The organism is Streptomyces sp. NPDC058279 (assembly GCF_042881255.1).
In the GTDB taxonomy this organism is placed as follows: Bacteria; Actinomycetota; Actinomycetes; order Streptomycetales; family Streptomycetaceae; genus Streptomyces.
Window position 1 is genome coordinate 162705 of sequence record NZ_JBHVYA010000009.1, and the last position, 25413, is coordinate 188117.

General features: G+C 72.2%; 22 protein-coding genes. 14 read left to right on the plus strand and 8 right to left on the minus strand.

Annotated elements, in window-relative coordinates:
- Positions 1-7: 7 nt before the first annotated feature.
- From ACFVXJ_RS19230 to ACFVXJ_RS19240, 3 genes are all read left to right on the plus strand, one after another.
- A complete protein-coding gene (locus ACFVXJ_RS19230; RefSeq protein ID WP_389663252.1) occupies positions 8-811 on the plus strand; it encodes an AIM24 family protein in 804 nt (267 codons plus the stop codon).
- A 106-nt stretch (positions 812-917) separates the two neighbouring features.
- Complete coding sequence (locus ACFVXJ_RS19235) at positions 918-1394, plus strand: MarR family winged helix-turn-helix transcriptional regulator (RefSeq protein ID WP_389663254.1); 477 nt, start codon at positions 918-920, stop codon at positions 1392-1394.
- Positions 1395-1504: 110 nt separating this feature from the next.
- Complete coding sequence (locus ACFVXJ_RS19240) at positions 1505-2062, plus strand: PepSY domain-containing protein (RefSeq protein WP_389663064.1); 558 nt, start codon at positions 1505-1507, stop codon at positions 2060-2062.
- Positions 2063-2126: 64 nt separating this feature from the next.
- Here ACFVXJ_RS19240 and ACFVXJ_RS19245 read toward each other — a convergent pair whose 3' ends face one another.
- The 3 genes from ACFVXJ_RS19245 to ACFVXJ_RS19255 form a co-directional block, all read right to left on the minus strand.
- Positions 2127-2201, minus strand: coding sequence for a 50S ribosomal protein bL37 (locus ACFVXJ_RS19245; protein WP_099895366.1), 75 nt, complete (start codon positions 2199-2201; stop codon positions 2127-2129).
- 70 nt (positions 2202-2271) lie between these two features.
- Positions 2272-3258, minus strand: coding sequence for a methylmalonyl Co-A mutase-associated GTPase MeaB (gene meaB / locus ACFVXJ_RS19250; protein WP_389663066.1), 987 nt, complete (start codon positions 3256-3258; stop codon positions 2272-2274).
- Between the two features lie 11 nt (positions 3259-3269).
- Positions 3270-4484 (minus strand): acetyl-CoA C-acetyltransferase, encoded by a 1215-nt coding sequence (locus ACFVXJ_RS19255; protein ID WP_389663067.1) that lies wholly within the window; start codon positions 4482-4484, stop codon positions 3270-3272.
- A 137-nt stretch (positions 4485-4621) separates the two neighbouring features.
- On the opposite strand from ACFVXJ_RS19255, the gene mce reads away from it, so the two are divergent.
- The 7 genes from mce to ACFVXJ_RS19290 all read left to right on the plus strand — a co-directional run bounded on the left by mce (position 4622) and on the right by ACFVXJ_RS19290 (position 14995).
- Positions 4622-5050: a methylmalonyl-CoA epimerase gene (gene mce / locus ACFVXJ_RS19260; protein WP_389663069.1), complete on the plus strand. Its 429-nt coding sequence runs from the start codon at positions 4622-4624 to the stop codon at positions 5048-5050.
- 181 nt (positions 5051-5231) lie between these two features.
- Positions 5232-9767 (plus strand): polarized growth protein Scy, encoded by a 4536-nt coding sequence (scy, locus tag ACFVXJ_RS19265; protein ID WP_389663070.1) that lies wholly within the window; start codon positions 5232-5234, stop codon positions 9765-9767.
- Between the two features lie 193 nt (positions 9768-9960).
- Positions 9961-10899 carry a cellulose-binding protein gene (locus tag ACFVXJ_RS19270; RefSeq protein ID WP_136215138.1) on the plus strand — a complete coding sequence of 313 codons (939 nt, stop codon included), beginning with the start codon at positions 9961-9963 and terminating at the stop codon, positions 10897-10899.
- Between the two features lie 133 nt (positions 10900-11032).
- Positions 11033-12055 (plus strand): ABC transporter ATP-binding protein, encoded by a 1023-nt coding sequence (locus ACFVXJ_RS19275; protein WP_389663072.1) that lies wholly within the window; start codon positions 11033-11035, stop codon positions 12053-12055.
- Positions 12052-12834, plus strand: coding sequence for an ABC transporter permease (locus ACFVXJ_RS19280; RefSeq protein ID WP_389663074.1), 783 nt, complete (start codon positions 12052-12054; stop codon positions 12832-12834). Before ACFVXJ_RS19275 ends, ACFVXJ_RS19280 begins: the two co-directional genes overlap by 4 nt.
- A 164-nt stretch (positions 12835-12998) precedes the next feature.
- Positions 12999-14114 (plus strand): ABC transporter ATP-binding protein, encoded by a 1116-nt coding sequence (locus ACFVXJ_RS19285; RefSeq protein ID WP_389663076.1) that lies wholly within the window; start codon positions 12999-13001, stop codon positions 14112-14114.
- Positions 14111-14995 (plus strand): ABC transporter permease, encoded by an 885-nt coding sequence (locus ACFVXJ_RS19290; RefSeq protein ID WP_389663078.1) that lies wholly within the window; start codon positions 14111-14113, stop codon positions 14993-14995. Before ACFVXJ_RS19285 ends, ACFVXJ_RS19290 begins: the two co-directional genes overlap by 4 nt.
- A 40-nt stretch (positions 14996-15035) precedes the next feature.
- Here the strand turns inward: ACFVXJ_RS19290 and ACFVXJ_RS19295 are convergent, their stop codons facing one another.
- Positions 15036-15395 (minus strand): ATP/GTP-binding protein, encoded by a 360-nt coding sequence (locus tag ACFVXJ_RS19295; protein WP_389663080.1) that lies wholly within the window; start codon positions 15393-15395, stop codon positions 15036-15038.
- A gap of 248 nt (positions 15396-15643) precedes the next feature.
- On the opposite strand from ACFVXJ_RS19295, the gene ACFVXJ_RS19300 reads away from it, so the two are divergent.
- Positions 15644-16663 (plus strand): LLM class flavin-dependent oxidoreductase, encoded by a 1020-nt coding sequence (locus ACFVXJ_RS19300; RefSeq protein WP_389663081.1) that lies wholly within the window; start codon positions 15644-15646, stop codon positions 16661-16663.
- Positions 16664-16796: 133 nt separating this feature from the next.
- On the opposite strand, the gene ACFVXJ_RS19305 is transcribed toward ACFVXJ_RS19300, so the two are convergent.
- A complete protein-coding gene (locus tag ACFVXJ_RS19305) occupies positions 16797-17189 on the minus strand; it encodes an SCO5389 family protein (protein ID WP_136215131.1) in 393 nt (130 codons plus the stop codon).
- 220 nt (positions 17190-17409) lie between these two features.
- Between ACFVXJ_RS19305 and nucS the strand changes: the two genes are divergently transcribed.
- Positions 17410-18081, plus strand: coding sequence for an endonuclease NucS (gene nucS / locus ACFVXJ_RS19310; RefSeq protein ID WP_361309344.1), 672 nt, complete (start codon positions 17410-17412; stop codon positions 18079-18081).
- A gap of 28 nt (positions 18082-18109) precedes the next feature.
- On the opposite strand, the gene ACFVXJ_RS19315 is transcribed toward nucS, so the two are convergent.
- From ACFVXJ_RS19315 to ACFVXJ_RS19325, 3 genes are all read right to left on the minus strand, one after another.
- Positions 18110-20704 carry an ATP-binding protein gene (locus ACFVXJ_RS19315; protein ID WP_389663083.1) on the minus strand — a complete coding sequence of 865 codons (2595 nt, stop codon included), beginning with the start codon at positions 20702-20704 and terminating at the stop codon, positions 18110-18112.
- A 195-nt stretch (positions 20705-20899) separates the two neighbouring features.
- Positions 20900-21223, minus strand: a complete 324-nt coding sequence (locus tag ACFVXJ_RS19320; RefSeq protein ID WP_361309350.1) for an STAS domain-containing protein — start codon at positions 21221-21223, stop codon at positions 20900-20902.
- A 167-nt stretch (positions 21224-21390) separates the two neighbouring features.
- Positions 21391-22239: a 3-hydroxyacyl-CoA dehydrogenase family protein gene (locus tag ACFVXJ_RS19325; protein ID WP_190183449.1), complete on the minus strand. Its 849-nt coding sequence runs from the start codon at positions 22237-22239 to the stop codon at positions 21391-21393.
- A 235-nt stretch (positions 22240-22474) separates the two neighbouring features.
- On the opposite strand from ACFVXJ_RS19325, the gene ACFVXJ_RS19330 reads away from it, so the two are divergent.
- Positions 22475-23047: a cob(I)yrinic acid a,c-diamide adenosyltransferase gene (locus ACFVXJ_RS19330; RefSeq protein ID WP_389663086.1), complete on the plus strand. Its 573-nt coding sequence runs from the start codon at positions 22475-22477 to the stop codon at positions 23045-23047.
- Between the two features lie 542 nt (positions 23048-23589).
- On the plus strand, positions 23590-25407 hold the full coding sequence (locus ACFVXJ_RS19335; protein WP_389663256.1) for a glycosyl hydrolase family 18 protein: 1818 nt from the start codon (positions 23590-23592) through the stop codon (positions 25405-25407).
- The last annotated feature ends 6 nt before the right edge of the window (positions 25408-25413 follow it).

Consider the following 25413-nt stretch of genomic DNA (forward strand, 5'->3'; position numbering starts at 1 on the left):
CGGCCCCGTGACCGGTGGCCCCGGCGGTCCAACGGTCCACGACCCGTACACCCTGCCCTCCGACGACAACGTGAACGCGTACACCTTCTGCGTGGAGCTCAAGGGGAGCCAGTGGTTCCTGCAGAAGGGCAAGATGATCTCCTACTACGGGAGCATCGAGTTCACCGGCGTCGGCAACGGCCGCTTCGACCGGCTGCTGCGCACGAGCTTCCACTCGCCCCTGCACGCGAGCGACTGGGTGGTGGCCGAGGGCCAGGGCAAGATGTTGCTGGCCGACCGGGCGTTCGACGTGAACTCCTTCGACCTGGACGACGGGAACCTGACGATCCGGTCGGGGAACCTGCTGGCCTTCCAGCCCACCCTCGCGCTCAAGCAGTCGATCGTCCCCGGCTTCCTGACCCTGATCGGGACGGGGAAGTTCGTGGCGGCGTCCAACGGGCCGGTGGTGTTCATGGAGCCGCCGCTGCGCGTGGACCCGCAGGCGCTGGTGGGCTGGGCGGACTGCCCCTCACCGTGCCACCACTACGACCACCGGTACATGTCCGGGGTGATCGGGGGCCTGCGCTCGCTGACGGGCATCGGGGGCTCCTCGGGCGAGGAGCACCAGTTCGAGTTCGTCGGGGCCGGGACGGTGCTGATGCAGTCCTCGGAGACGCTGATGGCGGAGCAGGCGGTCGGGGCGGTGGGCACGGGCGCCGGCGCCGGCCAGAACAACGGGGTACCGGGCGCGGGCCAGGGACCGCTGGGACAATTGGGCGTGCCACGGATGCCCGGACAGCTGGGTGATCTGCAACGGCGCCTCGGACTGTGACGGCCCCGGGGCACCTCCCGACGGGAGCCGACCGGGACCGTCTTCCACGATCGTCCTATTTTTGTACGTAATTCAACTTCTTAGGTAGAGTTCAATCATGGAGACCATGGAGACCGAGACGGCCACGCGCTGGCTGACCGAAGCCGAGCAGTGCGCCTGGCGCACCCATCTGGACGTCAGCAGGCTGCTGATGCACCAGCTGGAAAAGGATCTCCAGCCTTTCGGACTCACCAACAACGACTACGAGATCCTGGTGAACCTCTCGGAGTCGGAGCACCACCGGATGCGGATGAGCGACCTCGCGACCGCCACCCTCCAGTCGAAGAGCCGGCTCTCCCACCAGATCACCCGAATGGAGGCGGCCGGCCTGGTCACCCGGGTGAACTGCGAGTCCGACCGTCGCGGCCTGTACGCGGTGCTCACCGACGAGGGCATGGAGACCATGCGCAAGGTGGCCCCGCACCACGTGGCGTCCGTCCGACAGCACTTCATCGACCTGCTCGGCCCGCAGGACCTGGCGGCGCTGCGCGCCTCCCTGGGCCCGGTGGCCGACCACCTGCGCGACCAGCGCGGCAAGGGCTGAGGGGCTCCCCGCGCCGGATCCGGCGGGCGCCCGGACAATGGTCCGTGACGCCCGCCGGCCGCCCGCCGCGCAATCCCGGGCGCCGCGGCCGGCCCGAGGAGGTTCTGCCGATGAAGCGCAACGTGATCATCTCCACAGCCGCAGCCGTCGCCCTCATGGCCGGCGGCCCCGTCGCCGCGGCCGCCGCGGCGACGGACGACGCGGCCCGAGCCGTGACCACGGTCGCCGCCCGCGCCGACGTGACCGCCGACAGCGCCGTGGACGCGGCCCTCAAGCACTATCCCGGGGTCGTCGAGTCCCTCGACCAGGACGGCTCCGTGTGGCACGTCAGTGTGGTCGCCAAGAACGGCAAGCAGGCCGAGGTCGATGTCACCGGCGCCGGCAAGGCGACGACCCGCGACTCCGACAACGACAACAACGGCAACGAGTACGCGCCGCTGATCGCCGCGAAGGTCAACGCCAAGCAGGCGATGAAGGCGGCCCTGGCCGCCAGTCCGGGCAAGGTCACGACCGTCGACTGGGACGACGGCGACAACGGCGGCGCCCGGTACTGGAGCGTGCAGATCAAGGGGAGCGGCGGCAGCACCAAGAGCGTGCACGTCGACCCCACGTCGGGCAAGGTCACCACGGCGCCCGCGGACTCGGGCGACGACAACGGCAACGGCTAGCAGCGCTCGGCCGAACGCGCGGAAGCCGCGCCTCCTTCCCGGGGGGCGCGGCTTCCTCGTTCGGTCAGGCGTTGGGACGCTTGCCGTGGTTCGCCTTCTTCTTCTTGCGGGCCCGCTTCTTGTTGCCGCGCTTGGCCATGACGCCACTCCCTTCGCGGGGCACCCCGAAACCGCCGGGGCGCCTTTCAGGCATTCCGGACGCCGCCAGCTTAGGGGCGCAGCGGGTCCGGCGCCTGCGCTTCGGTGAGGGTGGCCAGCAGGGCGTCGGAGGCGGCGTACGGGTCGAGCTCGCCGGCGGCGACCTTGGCGGCGAGGGCCCCGAGGTGCGCGTCACCGTGCAGATCCGCCATCCGGGCCCGCAGGGCCGTCACCGCGATGGTCTCCACCTCGCGGGCGGCGCGGGCGGTCCGGCGCTCGGCCAGCACCCCGCACTCGTCCATCCACGCCCGGTGCTTCTCCAGCGCCTCGACCAGCTCGTCGATGCCCTGGCCGCGCGCGGCCACCGTCTTGACGATCGGCGGCCGCCAGTCGCCCGGCCCGCGGGATTCCCCGAGGCCGAGCATGTGGTTCAGCTCGCGGGCGGTCGCGTCGGCGCCGTCCCGGTCCGCCTTGTTGACCACATACACGTCGCCGATCTCCAGGATGCCCGCCTTCGCGGCCTGGATCCCGTCGCCCATGCCCGGCGCCAGCAGCACCACCGAGGTGTCGGCCTGCGCGGCGATCTCCACCTCCGACTGCCCGACCCCGACCGTCTCGACCAGGATCACCTCGCAGCCGGCCGCGTCCAGCACCCGGATCGCCTGCGGCGCCGCCCAGGCGAGACCGCCCAGGTGCCCGCGCGTGGCCATGGACCGGATGTAGACCCCCGGGTCGGAGGCGTGGTCCGACATGCGCACCCGGTCCCCGAGCAGCGCGCCCCCGCTGAACGGCGAGGACGGGTCCACGGCGAGCACGCCGACCCGCTTGCCGGCCTTGCGGTACGCCGACACCAGGGCCGACGTGGACGTGGACTTCCCCACGCCCGGGGAGCCCGTCAGGCCCACCACGTACGCCCCGCCGGTCAGCGGGGCCAGGGCGGCCATCACCTCGCGCAGGTGCGGGGACGCCCCCTCGACCAGGGAGATCAGCCGGGCCACGGCCCTCGGGCGGCCTTCGCGGGCCTGGGCCACGAGCGTGGGGACGTCCACCGTCGTCATCCTCGCGGTACCTACGCCTTCGTGCCGTTGCCGGGCACGCGGACGATCAGGGCGTCACCCTGACCACCGCCGCCGCACAGGGCTGCCGCGCCGACCCCGCCGCCGCGCCGGGCGAGCTCCAGGGCCAGGTGCAGCACCACACGGGCGCCGGACATGCCGATCGGGTGCCCCAGGGCAATGGCGCCACCGTTGACGTTCACCTTTTCCGGGGTCACGCCGAGGTCCTTCATTGACTGCACGGCGACCGCCGCGAACGCCTCGTTGATCTCGATCAGGTCCAGGTCGGAGACCTCCAGGCCCTCCTTCTTGAGGGCGTGCAGGATGGCGTTCGAGGGCTGCGACTGGAGCGAGTTGTCCGGTCCGGCCACGTTGCCGTGGGCGCCGATCTCGGCGATCCACTCCAGGCCCAGCTCCTCGGCCTTGGCCTTGCTCATCACGACCACGGCGGCGGCGCCGTCGCTGATCTGCGAGGAGGTGCCGGCGGTGATCGTGCCGTCCTTGGCGAAGGCGGGACGCAGCCTGCCGAGGGACTCGGTGGTGGTCTCGGGACGGATGCCCTCGTCGTGCGCGAAGATCACCGGGTCGCCCTTGCGCTGCGGGATCTCGATCGGGGTGATCTCGGCCTCGAAGACGCCGTTCTTCTGCGCGGCCGCGGCCCGCTGGTGCGAGGCGGCGGCGAACTCGTCCTGCGGGGCGCGCTCGATGCCCAGGCGGGTGTTGTGCTTCTCGGTCGACTCGCCCATCGCGATGTTCTCGAACGCGTCGGTGAGGCCGTCGTAGGCCATGGCGTCGAGCATCTCGATGGCGCCGTACTTGAAGCCCTCGCGGGACTTCGGCAGCAGGTGCGGGGCGTTGGTCATCGACTCCTGGCCGCCGGCGACCACGATGTCGAACTCCCCGGCGCGGATCAGCTGGTCCGCGAGGGCGATGGCGTCGAGGCCCGAGAGGCACACCTTGTTGATCGTGAGCGCGGGCACGTTCATGGGGATGCCGGCCTTGACGGCGGCCTGGCGGGCGGGGATCTGGCCCGCGCCGGCCTGGAGCACCTGGCCCATGATCACGTACTGGACCTGGTCGCCCGAGATCCCGGCCCGGTCCAGCGCGGACTTGATGGCGAAGCCGCCGAGGTCGGCGCCGGAGAAGGACTTCAGCGAGCCGAGCAGACGCCCCATGGGCGTGCGGGCCCCGGCGACGATCACGGACGTGGTGTTGTTCGTTCCGGACATGAGGCACAGCCCCTTGGATGAGAGGAGTGAACGAGGGTTTACCCGAATGTACTGAGCGGTACCCGCCCCGTCACCGGGCTGTCGGTGTGATCGCTGGCACGTTGCGTGACCACCCTCCTCGGCTGTGCACTGTTCCCATGCTGACAAGAATCGACCACATCGGGATCGCCTGCTTCGACCTCGACAAGACCGTCGAGTTCTACCGTGCCACGTACGGCTTCGAGGTGTTCCACACCGAGGTCAACGAGGAGCAGGGGGTGCGCGAGGCCATGCTCAAGATCAACGAGACCTCGGACGGCGGTGCCTCCTACCTCCAGCTCCTGGAGCCCACCCGCGAGGACTCGGCGGTCGGCAAGTGGCTGGCCAAGAACGGCGAGGGCGTCCACCACATCGCCTTCGGCACCGCCGACGTCGACGGGGACTCCGAGGCCATCCGCGGCAAGGGCGTCCGCGTCCTCTACGACGAGCCCCGCATCGGCTCCATGGGCTCCCGGATCACCTTCCTGCACCCCAAGGACTGCCACGGCGTCCTCACCGAACTGGTCACCTCGAACCCCGACCACTGAATGCCCCTTTCCCCGGCCGGTACAGTGGCCATGGCTCGGCCGGGGTTCGGTGCGGAGACGGGGTCGGGGCCTGTGACCCCTGCCCCGGTATCTGACACCATTCCCCGGGGGCGTCGTTCAGCGGGCGAGCGATGCTCAATTGGGAGTGAGCTTGCGACCAGGGGACGGATGGGACCGCGCTGTGCGGGGCTACGAAAGCCAGGAGAGCCATCAGGCCGAGGCCGACCATCTCTCGCGCTTCGAGGCCGAGATGGAGCGGCTGAAGAAGGAGCGCGGGAAGGCCGTCCAGCACGCCGAAGACCTGGGGTACCAGGTCGAGGTGCTGCGCGCCAAGCTCCATGAGGTACGCCGCAATCTCGCGTCCCGCCCCGCCTACGACGGTGCGGACATGGGCTACCAGGCGGAGCAACTGCTCCGCAATGCCCAGATCCAGGCCGACCAGATGCGCTCCGACGCCGAGCGCGAACTGCGCGATGCCCGGGCGCAGACCCAGCGCATCCTCCAGGAGCACGCCGAGCACCAGGCGCGCCTCCAGGCCGAGCTGCACGCCGAGGCCGTCAACCGGCGCCAACGGCTGGACCAGGAACTCAACGAGCGCCGCCAGACGGTCGAGGCGCACGTCAACGAGAACGTCGCCTGGGCGGAACAGCTGCGGGCCCGCACCGAGTCCCAGGCCCGCCGGCTCATGGACGAGTCCCGCGCCGAGGCCGAACAGACCCTGAACGCCGCGCGCGCCGAGGCCGCCCGGCTCGCCGCCGAGGCCACCCGCCGGCTCGCCGCCGAGGCCGAGACCACCCGCGCCGAGGCCGAGGCGACGCTGCTGCGCGCCCGCAAGGAGGCCGAACGGCTGCTGGCCGCCGCCTCCGCGCAGGCGCAGGAGGCCACCGAGCACGCCGAGCGGCTGCGTACGAGCACCAGCGCCGAGGCCGAGCAGACCCGGCAGCAGACCCTCGACCTGGGTCGGGTCGCCGAGTCCCGGGTCCAGGAGGCCGACAACGCGCTGCGCACCGCGCGCGCCGAGGCCGAGAGGGTGCTGGCGGAGGCCAAGGAGAGCGCCGCCCGACAGCTCGCGTCGGCGGAGTCGGTCAACGAGCAGCGCACCCGCACCGCCAAGGAGCAGGTCGCCCGGCTGGTCGGCGAGGCGTCCAAGGAGGCCGAGGTCCTCAAGGCGGAGGCCGAGCAGGCCCTCGCCGATGCCCGCGCGGAGGCGGAGCGGCTGCGTACCGAGGCCGGCGCGCAGGCCCGTACGGCCGCCGCCGAGGAGATGGCGGCGCAGCTCGCGAAGGCGGCCCGGACCGCCGAGGAAGTGCTGGACAAGGCCTCGGAAGACGCGCGGGCCACCACCCGCGCCGCGTCCGAGGAGGCCGAGCGGATCCGCCGCGAGGCCGAGGCGGAGGCCGAGCGGCTGCGTGCCCAGGCCGCGGCCACGGCCGACGAGCTCAAGGGCGCCGCGAAGGACGACACCGAGGAGTACCGGGCCCGTACGGTCGAACTCCAGGAGGAGGCCCGGCGGCTGCGCGGCGAGGCCGAGCAGTTGCGCGCGGAGGCCGTCGCCGAGGGCGAGCGGATCCGCGGCGAGGCCCGCCGCGAGGCGGTCCAGCAGATCGAGGAGGCGGCCCGCACCGCCGAGGCGCTGCTCGGCAAGGCCAAGGCGGACGCGGACGAACTGCGCGGCGGGGCCGCCGCCGAGAGCGAGCGGGTCCGCGCGGAGGCCGTGGAGCGGGCCGGCACGCTGCGCAAGCAGGCCGAGGAGACCCTGGAGCGCACCCGCGCGGAGGTCGAACGGCTGCGCGCGGAGGCCGAGGAGCGGGCCGAGGCCGTACGCGCCGAGGCGGAGGCCGCGGCCCTGGCCCGGCGCGAGGAGACCGATCAGGCGCTCGCCGCGAAGCGTGCGGAGGCCGACGAGGAACTGGTCCGCCTGCACTCGGACGCGGAGAACCGGCTGACCACGGCCGAGTCGACGCTGCGCGACGCCCGGGCGGCGGCGGAGAACATCCGCCGGGAGACGACGGAGGAGACCGACCGGCTGCGCGCCGAGTCGGCGGAGCGCATCCGCACCCTGCAGACGCAGTCGGAGGCGGAGGCCGAGCGGCTGCGCACGGAGGCGGCGCAGGACGCGGGCCGGGTCCGGGCGGAGGCCGAGCAGGTCGCGGTACGGCTGCGCGGCGAGGCCGAGGCCGAGGCGGAACGGGTGCGCACCGAGGCGCAGGAGACCGCCGACCGGCTGCGCGCGGAGGCGAAGGCCGCCGCCGAGCGGGTCTCCGAGGAGGCCGCGGAGGCGCTGTCGGCCGCCGCGGAGGAAGCGGCCCGGCGTCGCCGGGAGGCGGAGGAGACCCTCACGTCGGCCCGTACCGACGCCGAGAACGAGCGGGCCCAGGCCCGCGAGCAGAGCGAGGAGTTGCTGGCGCAGGCCCGCAAGCGCTCGGAGGAGGCGCAGGCCGAGGCGGCCCGGCTCACCGAGGAGGCCGAGCGGCGCGCGTCGGAGCTGGTGGCGGCGGCGGAGACCACCGCGCAGCAGGTCCGGGACGCCGTGGCCGGGCTGCACGAGCAGGCCGAGGAGGAGATCGCCGGGCTGCGCAGCGCGGCCGAGCACGCGGCGGAACGCACGAAGACGGAGTCGCAGGCCGAGGCCGACCGGATCCGCGCCGACGCGCACGCGGAGCGGGAGCGGGCCGCGGAGGACGCCGCCCGCGTCCGCGGCGAGGCCCGGGTGGAGACGGACGCGGCGAAGGCGCTGGCGGAACGCACGGTGGCCGAGGCGATCGCCGAGGCCGAGCAGTTGCGCGCCGACACCGCCGAGTACGCGCAGCGGGTGCGTACGGAGGCGACGGACGCGCTGGCCGCCTCCGAGCGGGACGCGGCCCGGACCCGGGCGGACGCCCGGGACGACGCGAACCGGATCCGCGGCGAGGCGGCGGAGTCCCTGGAGGCGTCCCGCGCCGAAGGCGCCCGGATCCTCGCCGAGGCGACGGCCGAGGCCGAGCGGCTCACCGAGGAGACCCTCGCGGCCAACACGGCGACGGTGACCGAGGCGACCGCGGAGGCGGAGCGGCTGCGCGCCGACGCCGAGGAGGCGGCCGAGCGGATCCGCGCCGAGGCGGCGGGCACGCTGGACGAGGCGCGGGTGGAGGCCGGCCGGCTGCGTACCGGGGCGGCGGAACAGGCGGACCGACTGGTCACGGAGGCGATCTCCGAGGCGGAACGGCTCACCGAGGAGACCCGCGCGGCCAACGAGACCGCGCTGGCCCGGGCGACGGCGAAGGCCGAGCGGCTCACCACGCAGGCGGCCGACACCCTGGCCGCCGCCGAACGGGACGCGGCGCGCGTCCTGGTGGACGCCCGCACCGAGGGCGACCGGCTGGTCGAGGAGACCCGCGCCGCCAACGAGGCCACGGTCGGCGAGGCCGCGGCCGAGGCCGAGCGGCTGCGTACGGACGCGGCGCGGACGTTGGAGGAGGCGCGCGCGGAAGGCGGCCGGGTCATCGGCGAGGCCACCGCGGAGGCCGAGCGGGTCACGGCCGCGGCGGCGGAGACGCTGGCGAGCGCCGAGCGCGAATCCGAGCGGCTGTTGGACGAGGCCCGCGAGGAGGCGGGCAGGCGTCGCACCGAGGCCGCGGAGCAGGTGGACCGGCTCATCACCGAGGCGGCGGCGGAAGCCGACAAGCTCACCGAGCAGACCCGCAAGGACAACGAGCGCACGGTCGGCGAGGCCGCGGCCGAGGCCGAGCGACTGCGTGCCGAGGCCACGGAGGCGCTGTCCTCTGCGCAGGAGCACGCGGCCCGTACCCGGTCGGAGGCCGAGCGCGTCAAGGCGCGGGCGGCGACCGAGGCGGAGCGGGTGCGCACCGAGGCCCGCGCGGAGTCGGAGCGGCTGCTCGACGAGGCCCGCGAGGAGGCGAACAAGCGTCGCACCGAGGCCGCGGAGCAGGTGGACCGGCTCATCACCGAGGCGGCGGCGGAAGCCGACAAGCTCACCGCCGACGCGGCGCAGCGGGCGTTGGCGGCGACGACGGCCGCCGAGGAGCAGGCCGACGCGATGGTCGACGCGGCCCGCAAGGAGGCGGCACGTATCGCCTCCGAGGCGACCGTCGAGGGTAACTCGCTGGTGGAGAAGGCCCGTACGGACGCGGACGAGCTGCTCGTCGGGGCGCGTACGGACGCCGCCGCCATAAGGGAACGGGCGGAGGAGCTGCGCGGCCGCGTCGAGTCCGAGGTGGAGGAACTGCACGAGCGCGCCCGGCGCGAGTCGGCCGAGCAGATGAAGTCGGCCGGTGAGCGCGTGGACAAGCTGGTGCGCGCGGCGACGGAACAGAGCGTGGAGGCCGAGGCGAAGGCCAAGGCGATGCTGTCCGACGCGAGCAGCGAGGCGAGCAAGGTCCGTATCGCCGCCGTCCGCAAGGCGGAGGCGCTGCTCAAGGAGGCCGAGCAGAAGAAGGCCGACCTGGCGCGCCGGGCGGAGCAGGCGCTCGCGGAGGCGAAGGCCGAGGCGGAGCGGCTCGTCGACGAGGGCCGTCGTGAGCTGGAAGTCCTCGTGCGCAGGCGGGAGGACATTCAGGCGGAGATCTCCCGTGTCCAGGACGTTCTTGAGGCGTTGGAATCATTCGAGGCGCCTTCGGGCGGCGGAAAGCCGGCGGTCGGCGGTCAGGGCGCGGGGGGCGTGAAGGCCGGAGCGGCAGCGGGTGCCACTCGTTCAGGTGGTAAGTCGTCAGAGGGCTAGTCGCGTGGAGGAATGTGTGCTCCTGATGAAGGTTCACCCGAAGGAGTGACAAGCATTCTGCCGTCTTGCCACTCAAAAGGGGTGTCATTGTCCAGATCAAACCTGGATTGACTCGATGACACGCCGCTCGGGCGCCTAGGATTCCCCTAACACCTCACGTAGCACCTCATCGGTCTCATTCGACAGGAACCCCATGAGCGACACTTCCTCCCCCTTCGGCTTCGAGCTCGTGCGGCGTGGTTACGACCGTGGTCAGGTGGACGACCGCATCACCAAGCTGGTCTCCGACCGCGACAGCGCCCTTGGACGTATCAACTCTCTGGAAAAGCGGATCGAGGAGCTGCACCTCGAAACGCAGAACGCCCAGGCCCAGGTGAGCGACGCCGAGCCGTCGTACGCGGGTCTCGGCGCCCGGGTCGAGAAGATCCTGCGCCTGGCCGAGGAAGAGGCGAAGGACCTGCGCGAGGAGGCCCGTCGCGCGGCCGAGCAGCACCGTGAGCTGGCCGAGTCGGCCGCCCAGCAGGTGCGCAACGACGCCGAGTCGTTCGCCGCGGACCGCAAGGCGAAGGCGGAGGACGAGGGCGTCCGCATCGTCGAGAAGGCCAAGGGCGACGCGTCGACCCTGCGCGCCGAGGCCCAGAAGGACGCCGCCTCCAAGCGCGAGGAAGCCGACGCGCTCTTCGAGGAGACCCGCGCCAAGGCCGCCCAGGCCGCCGCCGACTTCGAGACCAACCTGGCCAAGCGCCGCGAGCAGTCCGAGCGCGACCTGGCCTCCCGTCAGGCCAAGGCGGAGAAGCGGCTCGCGGAGATCGAGCACCGCGCGGAGCAGCTGCGCCTGGAGGCCGAGAAGCTGCGCACGGACGCCGAGCGCCGCGCCCGCCAGACGGTGGAGACCGCGCAGCGCCAGGCCGAGGACATCGTGGCCGACGCCAACGCCAAGGCCGACCGGATCCGCAGCGAGTCCGAGCGCGAGCTGGCCGCGCTCACCAACCGCCGCGACTCCATCAACGCCCAGCTGACCAACGTCCGCGAGATGCTGGCGACGCTGACCGGTGCCGCCGTCGCCGCCGCCGGTTCCCCGATCGACGACGAGCCGGTCACCCGCGGCGTCCCGGCGCAGCAGACCCGCTGAACCCCGGTCACGGCGTCCGGCGCGTACACCCCCGATATTCGCCGGCAGGACCGGGCCGCGGCACGTGCTCGACGAGGGCCCCGGGCCACCTTCCGAGGTGGCGTGGGGCCCTCGGGCGTTCTAGCGTGGCCGCATGATCGAGCTCGTGGGCCTCACCAAACGATTCGGCGCCAAGACCGCCGTGGACGACCTCAGCTTCCAGGTGAGACCGGGAGTGGTGACCGGCTTCCTGGGCCCCAACGGAGCCGGCAAGTCCACGACCATGCGCATGGTGCTCGACCTCGACAATCCGACCGGCGGCACGGTGCGGATCGACGGAAAGCGCTACCGGGACCTGCGGGAACCGCTGAAACACATCGGGGCGCTGCTGGACGCGAAGTCCATGCACGGTGGACGCAGCGCCTACAACAACCTCCTCTGCCTCGCCCAGTCCAACCGTATCCCCGAGCGCCGGGTGTCGGAGGTGCTCGATCTCGTCGGGCTGACGCCGGTGGCGAAGAAGAAGTCGAAAGGATTTTCGCTCGGCATGGGGCAGCGGCTGGGAATCGCCTCCGCCCTGCTCGGCGATCCGGAGATCTTGATGTTCGACGAGCCCGTCAATGGTCTGGACCCGGAGGGAATTCACTGGATCCGCAATCTGATGAAGAGGCTGGCGTCGGAAGGTCGGACGATCTTCGTTTCCTCGCACTTGATGAGTGAAATGGCGCTGACGGCAGACCATTTGATCGTGATCGGGCAGGGCAGACTGCTCGCGGACCTGTCGATGGCCGATTTCATCCATCAGAACTCGCGCAGCTACGTGCGCCTGCGCTCGCCGCAGCAGGAACGACTCAAGGACGTCCTGCACGAGGCCGGCATCGACGCCGTCAGCGTTCCGGCCACCGGCACGCTGGAGATCGACGGCGTGGGGCCGGAGCGGCTCGGCGAACTGGCCGCCCAGCACCGGATCGTGCTGCACGAACTCAGCCCGCAGCGGGCGTCATTGGAAGAGGCGTTCATGCGCATGACGGCGGAATCCGTCGAATACCACGCCCACGCCCCGGACTCGCCCGGCGCCGCGCCCGCTCCCGACATGGCGAGCGACAACCCCGCGCGACCGGCCGAGGTCCCCGCCTGGGGTGCCGGTTTCGACGCGACCCGCAAGGGCGGTGAGTGACCGTGGCCTTCACCGCAGTCCTCTCGTCCGAGTGGACGAAGATCCGTACGGTCGCCTCCACCACCTGGACCCTCGCGACCGTACTGGTGGTCACCGTCGGCATCAGCGCCGGGCTGTGCGCGGTCATCAACGCCACCTTCGACAACATGCCGCCCGAAGAGCGGCTGACCTTCGACCCGACGCTCGCCAGCTTCTCCGGGATGCAGCTCGGACAACTGGCCATGATCGTCTTCGGCGTCCTGGTGATCGGCACCGAGTACAGCTCGGGCATGATCCGCACCTCGCTGGCCGCCGTGCCGCGCCGGGCCGACTTCCTCCTCGGCAAGCTCGTGGTCGCGACGGGGCTGGCCCTGGTCGTGGGGCTGGCCACCAGCTTCCTGTCCTTCTTCCTGGGACAGGCGATCCTGGGCGGCCGGAGCATCGGCATCGGCGAGCCGAACGTGTTGCGTGCCGTGATCGGGGCCGGGCTCTACCTGGCCGTGCTCGCGCTGTGCTCGATGGGCGTGGCCACGATGCTCCGCAGCTCGGCGCTCTCGATCTGCCTCTTGATCGCGTTCTTCCTGATCTTCTCGAACATCCTCGGATTCGTCGACGCGACCCGGAAGGTGGCCCAGTACCTCCCGGACCGGGCCGGCTCGGTGGTCATGCGGGTCGTGCCCGACGCCATGGGCCGCGATGCGGCGCCCTACGGCCCCTGGGGCGGCTTCGGGATCATGGTGCTGTGGGCGCTGGCCGCCGTACTCGGTGGCTACCTGGTGCTGAAGAAGCGGGACGCCTGACGGAGAAACGGACCGGTCCCCGGTGTACGGGAAAAGCCGGGGTCGGGATCAGGGGGAGATCAGGGATCCGGGACGGGACGGAACCGTAGGCCACTCGATATCCTCTTAACCCTTACAGGGGCGAGAGCCGTCCCGGGCCCGCCGGCCTGTCGAGGGGCAGAACCATGATCGAGGCAGTCGGCCTGACCAAGCGCTTCGGCGCCAAGACCGCCGTCGACCAGCTGTCCTTCCAGGTCAGGCCAGGTCACGTCACCGGATTCCTCGGACCCAACGGGTCGGGGAAATCCACCACCATGCGCATGATCCTCGGGCTGGACCGGCCCACGGCCGGTCATGTGACGATCAACGGGCTCCCCTTCCGGGAGCTCCCGAACGCGCAACGGCACGTCGGCGCCCTGCTCGACGCCAAGGCCATGCACGGCGGCCGTCGGGCGCGCACCCACCTGCTGTCCATCGCCCAGCTCTCCGGCCTCCCGGAGAAGCGGGTGGACGAGGTGCTGGCGGTCGTCGGCCTCCAGGACGCCGCCCGCCAACGCACGAAGGGCTTCTCCCTCGGCATGGGCCAGCGGCTCGGCATCGCCACCGCCTTGCTCGGTGACCCCCAGGTGCTGCTGTTCGACGAACCCGTCAACGGTCTCGACCCCGAGGGCATCCTCTGGGTCCGCAACCTGATGCGGCAGCTCGCCGCCGAGGGCCGCACCGTCTTCGTCTCCTCGCACCTCATGAGCGAGATGGCCCTGACCGCCGACCACCTGATCGTGATCGGGCGGGGCCGATTGCTCGCCGACATGAGCACCCAGGAGTTCATCACGCACAATTCGGCCGGATTCGCTCGGGTACGCGTGGCCGACACCGACCCCGATGGCCGGGACGCGTTCGCCGAGACCCTCCGCGGGGACGGCGCCCGCGTCCTCCAGGAACCGGACGGAGCACTGCGCGTGACGGGCCTGGAGCTGCCCCGGATCTCCGACCTGGCGCACGCGGGCGGCCTGCGCCTGTGGGAGCTGTCCCCGCACCGGGCCTCGCTGGAGGAGGCGTACATGCGGATGACCCGGTCCTCCGTCGAGTACACCTCCACCGAGGACCCCCGGGCGCAGCTGTGGGAGCCGGACCCGCTGGCCCTCCCGGACTGGGAGGAGGGCCCGGAGGCCCCCGAAGTCCCCCGTACGGGCTTCTTCGCACCCCCGCCGCCCGGCGAGGGCGGCGGGGCGTTCCTGATGCCCGCCGAGCCCGGCGAGCTCGCCGCCTCCGCCCGGAACAACCCGGAGGCCACCCGATGACCGGCGCGCAGACCGACCGCCGTACCGAGTCCCCGGCCGAGCCCCGGACCGGCCCGCCGAGCCCGGCCTACAGCTCTCCGCTGGAGAGCCGGCGCCCCCACCTGGGACACGCGCTGGCCTCCGAGTGGACCAAACTCGTCTCGGTCCGCTCCACCCTGTGGACGCTCGGCTCGCTCGTGGTGGTGGTCGTCGGCATCGGCATGGTCTTCATCGCGCAGACCTCCTCGGGCGACTACGCGAACATCCCCTTCACCACGCCGGCCCTGATCGGCATGTTCGTCGGGCAGCTCGCGGTGATGGTGCTCGGCGTGCTCACGATCACCTCCGAGCACGGCACGGGCCTGGTCCGCACCACTTTCACCGCCGCGCCCGACCGGCACCGCGTCCTCACCGCCAAGTACCTGATCTTCGGCCTGACCGCCTTCCTCGCCACCGCCGGTTCCGTCTTCGTGGTCGGCACGGCGGCGGCCATCGCCCACAACGGCCCCGCCGCGGGCAGCCACACGGCGGGCGAATGGATGGGCGCGCTCGCGGGAAGTTTCTACGTCACCCTGCTCGGGATGCTCGCGCTGGCCGTCGGCGCCCTGGTGCGGCACTCGGCGGGGGCGATCGCCGTCATGATCGGCGTCGTGACGCTGCCGCCGGTGGCGGGGGCGATGCTCAGCATCTGGGAGGCGTCGGCGCCGCTGGGGCGGGTGGTGCTCCGGCACAACGCGCCGGTCGCCCTGATGCAGTTGTTCGGGATGCCGTCGGGCACCACGAGCCCGTCCGGTTCCCCCGAGACGATGCCCGCCGATCTGACGCAGCTGGCGCTGATGCTGCTGGTGACGGGCGCCGCGATGGCGGCCTCCTACGTGGTGGTCGGCCGCCGCGACGTATGACGCGACCCGGGCCCCCGACGCGGCAGGCGGTCAGACACCCCTAGTACTTCGGCGCGTTCCTGGACCGCTGCACCCGTGAGGTGCGGCGGTCCTTGGCGTTCCAGCACGCCTTGTGCCAGTGCCGGCGGTCGTCCACGCCGCCGTACTCGGGCCAGGCCACCAGGTGCGGGGTGCCGGAGGGGATCTCCTGGTCACAGCCGGGGCAGCGGTAGCGCTTGCCCGCCGCGCTCGCGCCCGCCACGTGGCGGACCTTCCACTCCTCGCCGAGGTACTCCTCGGTCTGTTCGAGGCCGAACCGGTCCAACCCCCCGGAACCGGAACCGGACCCGGACCCCGACCCCGTACCCGAACGGTCGGCTGGATTCCCGCCGCCCCTGGGGCGGTTGTGGCGCGGTGACACGTATACCTCACGGATGCGCGGACGGCAGTGACTTTCTCCCAGACTACGCGCAGCGAGCCCGGGTACCCGCAGGGTGTTCGGAGAGCGGGCTCGCTCATGGGCGCCGGCCTGACAATCCCAATAACTTTGCCGCCGGGCCGTGCCCTTGGCACGTGTCGGGCGTTGTTGCCATCAGACGTTGATGTCATGAACGTCGGAGAGCCGGTCCACCTGGGGAGGCCGCGTCAGCCGCGAGGAGGCTAAGCGCGATGCGCGTAGGAGCGTTTGTAGTGGGGGCCCAGTTCCCGGGCCAGGGGCCGGGGGAGGCACTGCACCGGGCGGTGCGGACCGCCGAGGTCGCCGAGGAGTCCGGACTGGACGCGGTCTGGCTCGCGGAGCACCACTTCGTGCCGTACGGGGTCTGCCCCTCCGCGGTGACCTTGGCGGCCCTGCTGCTGGGGCGGACCGAGCGGCTGCGCGTGGGCACGGCGGTGAGCGTACTGCCGAACACGCACCCGGTGGCCCTGGGGGAACAAGCGGCCCTGCTGCACCTGACCTCGGGCGGCCGTTTCATGCTCGGGGTGGGCCGGGGCGGTCCCTGGGTCGACCTGGAGGTGTTCGGCGGGGGCCTGGACGCGTACGAGACCGGTTTCCCGGAAGCCCTGGACCTGCTGCGGCGCTGGCTGACCGAGGCCCGGGTGGGCGCGGCCGGCGACCGGTACGGCTTCCGCGAGGTGGCCGTCGTACCGCGTCCCGCGGAGGCGCTGGACGGTGACGGGAAGGGGCCGGAAGTGATCGTCGCCTGTACCTCTCCGGCGTCCGTACGGCTGGCCGCGGAGCGCGGATTGCCGATGCTGCTCGGCATGCACTGCGGGGACGAGGACAAGGCGGACATGGTCGCGCTGTGGCGGCGCACCGCCGTGGCCGCGGGGCACGCGCCGGACGCGGCCCACGTGTCGGCCGGGGTCTGCCAACTCGCGGACCGCACGGCGGACGCCCGGGAGACCCTGGTGAAGGCCATGCCGGGCTGGCTGCGCCAGGGCCTGGACGCCCATGTGACGGTGGACGGCCGACAGCGCGCGATGCGGGACCCGGTGGCGTACACGGAGCTGCTCTGTGAGCTGCACCCCGTGGGCACCCCGCGGTTCGCGGCGGACCGCATCGCGGCCACCGCCGAACGCACGGGGATCACGCGCTTCGCCCTGCTCACGGAGGGCTCCGGCGACCTCGCCGCGACGGAGGAGAACGTACGGCGCATCGGCGCCGAGGTCCTGCCCCGCCTCGGCTGAGAGCCGGACTGCCGCTCCGGTACCGGTCGTACCTCCCGCGACTCGGAGCGGCAGCGGGCGGCTCTTCGACGCAGGGCCTACCGACGCAGGACCGGCTGACGCGGGACCGGCTGACGGAGGACCTGCTCGGGAGCTAACAGTCCCGCAGCTCCGGCGACTGGTTGAGCAGCTGGCCGCGGATCGAGGTGAACTTGGCAAGCCGGTCGTCCACCGCGGGGTCCAGCGGGAACACCGCTACACGGTGGCAGTTCTGGAATGCCAGGCGCACCCCGAAGTGCCGCTGCAGGGCACCGCGTATCGCGTCACTCGCGAGCGCGCGCAGCAGTTGCCCGCGCGCCTGCTCGTCCGGCGGCGGCGTCTGGTTGTCGGCGAATTCTCCGCCTTCAACCTCCAGCTGGGCCACCAGCGAGCTGACCATCTCCCATGCGTAAGGCAGGGAGGTCCGGACGCAGTCGACGAAAGCGGCTTCGTCGACCTCGCCTCGCTCGGCCTGTTCGAGTAGGGCCGGTGAGACGTCGAGCGACATGGGTTCTCCTCTCGTGACCCCGGCGGTTTGGGTGTCCGGAGTCCTACGGGCAGGGAAGGCGGCCGCGACGCAGCGTGCACGTTCGACAACCACCCGCTCACCACGGTAGGCGCCCCCGGGTTGGCGCACCAGGAGAATGCGCATACAACGCGCCATCGACGAAGGGGGCTTTCACGGGCGAATCGCGTGGAGGCCCATCGGTCGAGTAGCGTTGCCGACCATGCGTCTCGTCATTGCCCGCTGCTCCGTCGACTACGCGGGCCGGCTCACCGCCCATCTGCCCTCCGCACCCCGTCTGATCCTCGTGAAGGCCGACGGCAGTGTCTCCATCCACGCGGACGACCGGGCGTACAAACCGCTCAACTGGATGTCTCCTCCGTGCACCCTCAAGGAGGGGACCGGAGCCGAGGAGGGTGTCTGGACCGTCGTCAACAAGGCGGGCGAGAAGCTCATCATCACCATGGAGGAAGTGCTGCACGACTCCTCCCACGAGCTGGGCGTCGACCCGGGCCTGATCAAGGACGGCGTGGAAGCACACCTCCAGGAGCTGCTCGCCGACCGCATCGACACGCTGGGCGACGGCTACACGCTGATCCGCCGCGAGTACATGACGGCGATCGGCCCGGTCGACATCCTGTGCCGCGACGGCTCGGGCGCGACCGTGGCCGTGGAGATCAAGCGGCGCGGTGAGATCGACGGCGTCGAGCAGCTCACCCGGTACCTGGAGCTCCTCAACCGGGACCCGCACCTCGCGCCGGTCCGCGGTGTCTTCGCCGCCCAGGAGATCAAGCCGCAGGCCCGGGTCCTGGCCACGGACCGCGGCATGGACTGCGTGGTGCTGGACTACAACGCGATGCGCGGCATCGAGGACGACAAGCTCCGCCTGTTCTGAGCCGAGGGCCGCCGCCGACGTCGCGACGTCACAGCGTGGACGACGGGGCGGCCTCGGAGGCGGACTCGGAGCTGCCCGCCGGCGGCGAGTTCGTGGGCGGGCTCGGCGGCGACACGGACGAGTTGGACGGACTCGCCGGGGGTGTGTCGGCGGTCGGGGGTGTGGACGTCGGCGCCTTGGTGCCCGGCTGCGCCGGTGGCGTGGGCTTGGACGAAGGGGTCCGGCCGCCCGACGTGGAGCCGGGGGCCCGGGTGGTCCCGGGGACGGGTTGCGCCGCCGGTTCGCCCGGCCCGGGCGTCGCCGCGTCCGACCGGGTCGCCGACGGGGCGGTGGTGCCCGGCGCCGGCGCGACGGCCGGGTCGCTCGTGCCGGAGTCGGTGCCCAGGTCGGTGTCCGGCGACGACGACACCGCCGGGTCCTTCGGCGCCCGGGTGTCCGAACCGGAGACCGTCAGGCCCACCACGGTCCCGATCACGGCCACCGCCAGGGCGCCGGCCGCGGCGAGGAACGCCGTCCTGCGCCGCGAGTCCGGCTCCCCCGCCGGGGCGCGACCCGGCGCGAGGGGCGCACCGGGCGCCGGCTCCTGCTTGGGTGCGGGCGGGAAGGCGTCCTCGAACACCTGGGAGAGGGTCGACGGAGTCGTCGGCGCCTCGGGTCGCCGGACCGCCGACACCATTTGGGTCACGGCCTCGGAGGCGACGGGCGGCGTCACCGGGCGGGCCACGGGCGGGGTCACCGGGGAGACCACCGGACGGGCGAGCGGACGGGTCACGGCCGAAGCCGACGCGGCCGACGCGGCCGGTAGGGCCGGCGCGGACGCGGCCGAAGCCGACGCGCGCAGGGCAGAGGCGGGCGGCCCGGCCGCCGCCGACGTGGCGGACGCGACCGGCGCGGACGAGCCCGGCGCGGGCGTGGCCGGGGCCTCCAGCCGCAGGGGCGGCGACACCTGGGCCGCCGCCGCCTCCCGGTCGGTGACCAGCGCCAGCGCCCGCCGTCCCGCGACGGTGCCCCGCTTGTCCGCGAGCGCGCCCCGCAGCCCGATCGACGCCTCCAGCTCCGCCCGCGCCCGCTCCAACCGCCCCTCGCACAGCGCGAGCACGCCCAGCTCGTGGTGGAAGTACGCCTGCTCCGCGACCTCGCCGGCCTTCCGTGCGGCCTCCGCGCCCGAGCGCAGCGCCCGCTCCCACGCCTCCCAGTGCAGGGAGGCCGCCAGGGCCGGAGCCGCCGTGCGGGCGAGCATGACGGCGGCCACCACGTCGGCGCCCGCCAGCGCCGCCAGCACCGCGTCCGCCTCGGCCGCGACCCGCTCGGGGGTCACCGAGGCGTGCCCGGTCCACCAGGCGTAGTGCCGGGCGGCGGTACGGGCCTCCTCGGCCGCGGTGTCCCCGTACCCGGCCTCCTCCAACTGACGGGCGACCCCGTGGGCCAGCCGGTAGCGCGGGCCGACCGGGGTGAGCAGGCCGCAGTCCAACAGCTCCGCGACCGCCGCGTCGGCGTGGGTGTCCCCCACCAGCGCCGGCAGGTGTGCGTGGTGCGGCATCTCGCCGCCGAGCGCGCAGGCGATCCGCAGGGCGGCCCGCGCCGACTCGCTCACCCGGGAGGCCAGCAGCTCCGCCGGCGCCGCGCCCTCGGCGAGCGTCGGCAGCGGTACGTGCCCGGCCTCTCGCGGCCGGCCCTCGAAGACGCCGGGCTCGTCCTCGTCGTCCGGCTCGTCACGGTGGTTCAACTCGTCGCGCCGGCGCAGCAGCGCGGCCGCCTGTACGAAGCGCAGGGGCAGCCCCTCGGAGGCGAACCGCAGGTCTGCCGCCCACGCCGTCTCCTCCTCCGTCAGGGGACGCCCGGTGAGGGCCTCCAGGAGCGCGACGCACTCGGCCCGGCCGAGGCCCCCGAGGAAGACCTCCTCCAAGTGGGAGTGCTCGGAAGGGGCTTTGACGTCGGGGGTGGCGGCGAGCAGGTAGGCGCACTCGGGGGTGGCCCGCAGGAGTTCGTCGAGGGCGGCTCCGCCCAGCTCCAGGTCGTCGATGACGACGATCGCGCCGATCTCCCGTACCCGGGCGAGGAGTTCGGTCCGGTCGGGTCGTTCGTCGGCGCTCTCGAACACCGCGGTGTGCAGTGCGTGCAGCAGTTCCAGCGGCTGCTGTTGGCCGTATCCGCTCAGCCGGACGACCCCGTCGGGGGCGAGGTCGGAGCACGCGGCGGCAACCGAGTCGAGCAGCGCGGTACGGCCCGATCCGGCCGGTCCGGTCAGTCGTACCGAACGGCCGCGGCCCAGCAGCCGTTGGAGGCGCTCCCGTTCCTCCTCGCGCTGGAGCAGCGGGCGGGAGGGGAGGGGGGAGCCGGGCAGTGCCGGGGGCCGGCCGGCGGCCTCCCGGGAGGCGCGGGCGGCCGGGCCCCGCTTGGCGGGCCGGGGCGTCCCGGTGCCGGGACGCAGGGGTTCTATCTCGCTGCCGTCGACGGGGTTGACGGTGAGGGCGAAGTCGCCCGCGGTCAGTGTGACGACGCGTGCGACGCCTCCGGTGGACGCGGCGCCGGCGGCGGGCCCCGCCGATGTGGCGGTTCCGGTTCCGGAATCGCCCACGCCGCGTCCCGTGCCCGCGCCGGGCTGCCCCTGAGTACGGTCCATGACCAAGTCCCCCGATCGCGCCGCGTGCCGCGCCGCTGCCGCCGTCGTACCGCCCGGCCTTCGCACGCACACACCGCTGTCGCTACTGGTCCGGTTTCCGCCCGGAGCCTAAACCGTGGCCGGGCGCGCGGGAACCGTCAGAGGGCGTTCACCACCGGAACGTTACGTTTCCGCAGGAAAGAAGCGCCCCTCGTATCACACCCGCGGGAGGGATTCCGCTTCCAGTCCGCCCTCGATGGCGAGGATGCGGTGCAGCCGGGTCGCGACGAGCAGCCGCTGCATCTGCGCGGGCACCCCGCGCAGGACGAGGCGGCGCCCGGTGCGGCCCGCCCGCCGGTGCGCGCCCATGATCACACCGAGGCCGGTCGCGTCCCAGGAGTCGAGCCCGGTGAGGTCGAGCACGAGGTCGCCGTGGCCGCGATCGAGGGCGGTGTGCAGGGCCGTACGGGCGTCCGCCGCGCTGCGCACGTCGAGGCGACCCCCGACAACGAGTTCGGCGTGGTCGCCCCTGATGTGCATGTGTGCTCCCGCAGTCCCGCGTACGTGCCGCGTACGTATGGTCCGACTGGTCCGTGGTCGGCCACTCTCACTGGAACTGACTGCCCCGGGGGCGGGGAAGTTGCCGACTGTGAGCGAACCGATACTCTCATTCACACCAACGGGTGAAGGCGTTCGAACGTTGGCCGTCAGTGCTTGTAGAAACCCTGTCCGCTCTTGCGGCCGAAGTCGCCCGCGTCCACCATGCGGCGCATCAGCTCCGGCGGCGCGAACTTCTCGTCCTGCGACTCGGTGTAGATGTTGCTGGTCGCGTGCAGCAGGATGTCGACGCCCGTGAGGTCCGCGGTGGCCAGCGGCCCCATCGCGTGCCCGAAGCCCAGCTTGCAGGCGATGTCGATGTCCTCGGCGGTGGCGACGCCCGATTCGTAGAGCTTGGCGGCCTCGACGACCAGCGCCGAGATCAGACGGGTCGTCACGAAGCCCGCAACGTCGCGGTTGACGACGATGCAGGTCTTGCCCACGGACTCGGCGAACGCCCGGGTCGTGGCGAGGGTCTCGTCGCTGGTCTTGTAGCCGCGGACCAGTTCGCACAGTTGCATCATCGGCACGGGCGAGAAGAAGTGCGCGCCGACGACCCGCTCGGGGCGCTCCGTCACCGCGGCGATCTTGGTGATCGGGATGGCGGAGGTGTTGGACGCCAGGATCGCGTCGTCCCGCACCAGCTTGTCGAGCGCGCGGAAGATCTCGTGCTTGACCTCGAGCTTCTCGAAGACGGCCTCGACGACGATGTCGGCGTCCGCGACCGCGTCGAGGTCGGTGGTCGTGGTGATCCGGGCGAGCGCCGCCTCGGCGTCCTCGGCCGTCAGCTTGCCCTTGGAGACGAACTTGTCGTACGAGGCCTTGATCCCGTCCGTGCCACGGGTCAGCGCGGCATCGGTGACATCGCGCAAGACGACGTCCCAACCCGCCTGAGCGGAGACCTGAGCGATCCCGGAACCCATGAGTCCGGCACCGATGACGGCGAGCTTCCCAGCCACTGCACACCCCTCGTTCTCGCTACGGCCCAGTCTCGTAGCCTCTCCGGCGGAGACTAGCGTCCGTGAGGGACGGTGTGACCGCGAAGTAACACGCGTCACGTCTCAGCTGACGGACATCACACCGGTACGGCCCAGCGGCGCTTGAGCGGCCCGCAGTTGACCCGTGCGCACCTTTGTCCGGGTACGCGCCTTCCTCCCCGGCCCGCACCGCCGTCCTTGTCATTAGGCTGGAACCATGGTGAACCTCACGCGCATCTACACCCGCACCGGCGACAAGGGCACGACCGCCCTCGGCGACATGAGCCGTACGCACAAGACGGACCTGCGGATCTCCGCGTACGCCGACGCCAACGAGGCCAACGCGGCCATCGGGACGGCGATCGCGTTGGGCGCCCTGCCCGAGGACGTGGTGAAGGTCCTGGTCCGGGTGCAGAACGACCTGTTCGATGTCGGGGCGGACCTGAGCACCCCGGTCGTCGAGAACCCGCAGTACCCTCCGCTGCGCGTCGAGCAGTTCTACATCGACAAGCTGGAGGCGGACTGCGACCGCTTCAACGACGAGTTGGAGAAGCTGCGCAGCTTCATCCTCCCCGGCGGCACCCCCGGCGCGGCGCTCCTGCACCAGGCGTGCACGGTGGTCCGCCGCGCCGAGCGTTCGACGTGGGCGGCGCTGGAGGCACACGGCGAGGTGATGAACCCGCTGACCGCCACCTACCTGAACCGGCTCTCGGACCTGCTCTTCATCCTGGCCCGCACCGCCAACAAGGAGGTCGGGGACGTGCTCTGGGTGCCGGGCGGCGAACGCTAGCCCGAGCACGACGACCGCCGCGACCAGGGTGCGCGGCCACAGTCGCCGCTCGTGGCGCGCCCGGTCCTCGCCCTACCGCGTGCCGGGCGCTTCGGTCCCAGCGTTCAGCCGGTACCCGGCGTGCCGGTCGAGCCACTTGACGCTGTAGTGCCCCTACCCGGCGGTGACGCGTCGCCTGCCGCCGAGTTCGCGGCCCTGCGGCAGGTACGGCCTCCCGTGCCCCGGGGACGCCGGAGGCGACGGTGAAGACGCACGTCAGCGGGCTGTTGGGAAAGCCGGAGTTCCGAAGTCGGGCCCAAGCGGTCGTACGAGTCCGTGAGTTGGGTCCCCGGTAGGCCACCTGGGCGGAGGTCTGGACCTCTTGACGGTTGGTCCAGACCTTTCTACGCTCACCGGAACTGTGGTGAGCGTGCCATGACAAAAGATCCCCCCGGCAGGCTCACGGGCGGCGCAGGTCCCACCCCCATGTCGAAGTCGGCCCCGCGACTTCGACGGACCTACGGAGGACGACCTTGAGCACAGCACCCCCACCCCGCACCCGTCTGTTCAGGAGGCTCGCCGCCACGGTGGCCGCCTTCGCCCTGCCGGCGGCGGGACTCGTCGCCCTCGCCGGCCCGGCCCAGGCCGCCGGCTCCGCGACCGCGACGTACACGAAGGTCTCCGACTGGGGCTCCGGCTTCGAGGGCAAGTGGACGGTGAAGAACACCGGCACCACCGCCTTGACCGGCTGGACCGTGGAGTGGGACTTCCCCTCCGGCACGACGGTCACCTCCGCCTGGGACGCCGACGTCACCGGCTCCGGCACCCACTGGACCGGCAAGAACAAGAGCTACAACGGCACCCTCTCCCCCGGCGCGACCATCAGCTTCGGGTTCAACGGCGCCGGCTCCGGCGCGCCCGCCGGCTGCAAGGTCAACGGCGCCTCCTGCGAGGGCGGTACGACCCCCACCGACTCCCCGCCCTCGGCCCCCGGCACCCCCACCGCGAGCGGGGTCACCGACACCTCCGTGACCCTCGGCTGGAGCGCGGCCACCGACGACAAGGGCGTCAAGAACTACGACGTCTTCCGCGACGGGGCCAAGGTCGCGACCGTCACCGGCACCGGCTACACAGACTCCGGCCTGACCAAGGCGACCTCCTACGGCTACACCGTCACCGCCCGTGACACCGCCGACCAGACCGGTCCGTCCTCCGGCGCCCTCTCCGTCACCACGACCGGCGGCGGCACCACACCCCCGCCCACCGGCAGCAAGGTCAAGCTCGGCTACTTCACCGACTGGGGCATCTACCAGCGCAACTACCAGGTGAAGAACCTCGTCACCTCCGGTACCGCCGCCAAGATCACGCACATCAACTACGCCTTCGGCAACGTCACCGGCGGCAAGTGCGCGATCGGTGACGCCTACGCCGACTACCAGAAGACGTACGACGCCGCGTCGAGCGTCGACGGCACCGCCGACACCTGGGACCAGCCCGTCGCCGGCAACATCAACCAGCTGCGCGAGCTCAAGAAGAAGTACCCCGGCATCAAGGTGCTGTGGTCCTTCGGCGGCTGGACCTGGTCCGGCGGCTTCGGCCAGGCCGCGGCCAACCCGGCCGCCTTCGCCGACTCCTGCTACAGCCTGGTCGAGGACCCCCGCTGGGCGGACGTCTTCGACGGCATCGACATCGACTGGGAGTACCCGAACGCCTGCGGTCTGTCCTGCGACACCAGCGGAGCCGCCTCCCTCAAGAACCTGCTGGCCGCGCTGCGCGCCAAGTTCGGCGGCAGTAACCTGATCACCGCCGCGATCTCCGCCGACGGCTCCAACGGCGGCAAGCTCGACCTCGCCGACTACGCGGGCGCTGCCCAGTACGTCGACTTCTACAACGTGATGACCTACGACTTCTTCGGCGCCTGGGACGCCAAGGGCCCGACCGCCCCGCACTCCCCGCTCACCTCCTACGCGGGCATCCCGATCGCCGGCTTCAACTCCGAGGCCGCGATCACCAAGCTCAAGGGCAAGGGCATCACCGGCTCCAAGCTGAACCTGGGCATCGGCTTCTACGGGCGCGGCTGGACCGGCGTCACCCAGGACGCCCCCGGCGGCGCCGCCACCGGCCCCGCCCCCGGCACGTACGAGCAGGGCATCGAGGACTACAAGGTGCTCAAGAGCAGCTGCCCGGTGACCGGCACGATCGCCGGCACCGCCTACGCGAAGTGCGGGAGCAACTGGTGGAGCTACGACACCCCCGCCACCATCGCCGGCAAGATGACCTGGGCCAAGCAGCAGGGCCTCAGGGGCGCCTTCTTCTGGGAGTTCAGCGGCGACACCGCGAACGGTGAACTCGCGAACGCCATCCACACCGGTCTCCAGTAGCCCCCA

What these genes read in the sequence shown, in the direction of transcription:
- ACFVXJ_RS19305 (WP_136215131.1), bottom strand. Translation starts at nt 17,189, where the DNA reads ATGTCGCTCGACGTCTCACCGGCCCTACTCGAACAGGCCGAGCGAGGC.
- nucS (WP_361309344.1), top strand. Translation starts at nt 17,410, where the DNA reads ATGCGTCTCGTCATTGCCCGCTGCTCCGTCGACTACGCGGGCCGGCTC.
- ACFVXJ_RS19275 (WP_389663072.1), top strand. Translation starts at nt 11,033, where the DNA reads ATGATCGAGCTCGTGGGCCTCACCAAACGATTCGGCGCCAAGACCGCC.
- meaB (WP_389663066.1), bottom strand. Translation starts at nt 3,258, where the DNA reads ATGACGACGGTGGACGTCCCCACGCTCGTGGCCCAGGCCCGCGAAGGC.
- ACFVXJ_RS19285 (WP_389663076.1), top strand. Translation starts at nt 12,999, where the DNA reads ATGATCGAGGCAGTCGGCCTGACCAAGCGCTTCGGCGCCAAGACCGCC.
- ACFVXJ_RS19300 (WP_389663081.1), top strand. Translation starts at nt 15,644, where the DNA reads ATGCGCGTAGGAGCGTTTGTAGTGGGGGCCCAGTTCCCGGGCCAGGGG.
- ACFVXJ_RS19235 (WP_389663254.1), top strand. Translation starts at nt 918, where the DNA reads ATGGAGACCGAGACGGCCACGCGCTGGCTGACCGAAGCCGAGCAGTGC.
- ACFVXJ_RS19270 (WP_136215138.1), top strand. Translation starts at nt 9,961, where the DNA reads ATGAGCGACACTTCCTCCCCCTTCGGCTTCGAGCTCGTGCGGCGTGGT.
- ACFVXJ_RS19315 (WP_389663083.1), bottom strand. Translation starts at nt 20,704, where the DNA reads ATGGACCGTACTCAGGGGCAGCCCGGCGCGGGCACGGGACGCGGCGTG.
- ACFVXJ_RS19320 (WP_361309350.1), bottom strand. Translation starts at nt 21,223, where the DNA reads ATGCACATCAGGGGCGACCACGCCGAACTCGTTGTCGGGGGTCGCCTC.
- ACFVXJ_RS19240 (WP_389663064.1), top strand. Translation starts at nt 1,505, where the DNA reads ATGAAGCGCAACGTGATCATCTCCACAGCCGCAGCCGTCGCCCTCATG.
- mce (WP_389663069.1), top strand. Translation starts at nt 4,622, where the DNA reads ATGCTGACAAGAATCGACCACATCGGGATCGCCTGCTTCGACCTCGAC.
- ACFVXJ_RS19255 (WP_389663067.1), bottom strand. Translation starts at nt 4,484, where the DNA reads ATGTCCGGAACGAACAACACCACGTCCGTGATCGTCGCCGGGGCCCGC.
- ACFVXJ_RS19290 (WP_389663078.1), top strand. Translation starts at nt 14,111, where the DNA reads ATGACCGGCGCGCAGACCGACCGCCGTACCGAGTCCCCGGCCGAGCCC.
- ACFVXJ_RS19330 (WP_389663086.1), top strand. Translation starts at nt 22,475, where the DNA reads ATGGTGAACCTCACGCGCATCTACACCCGCACCGGCGACAAGGGCACG.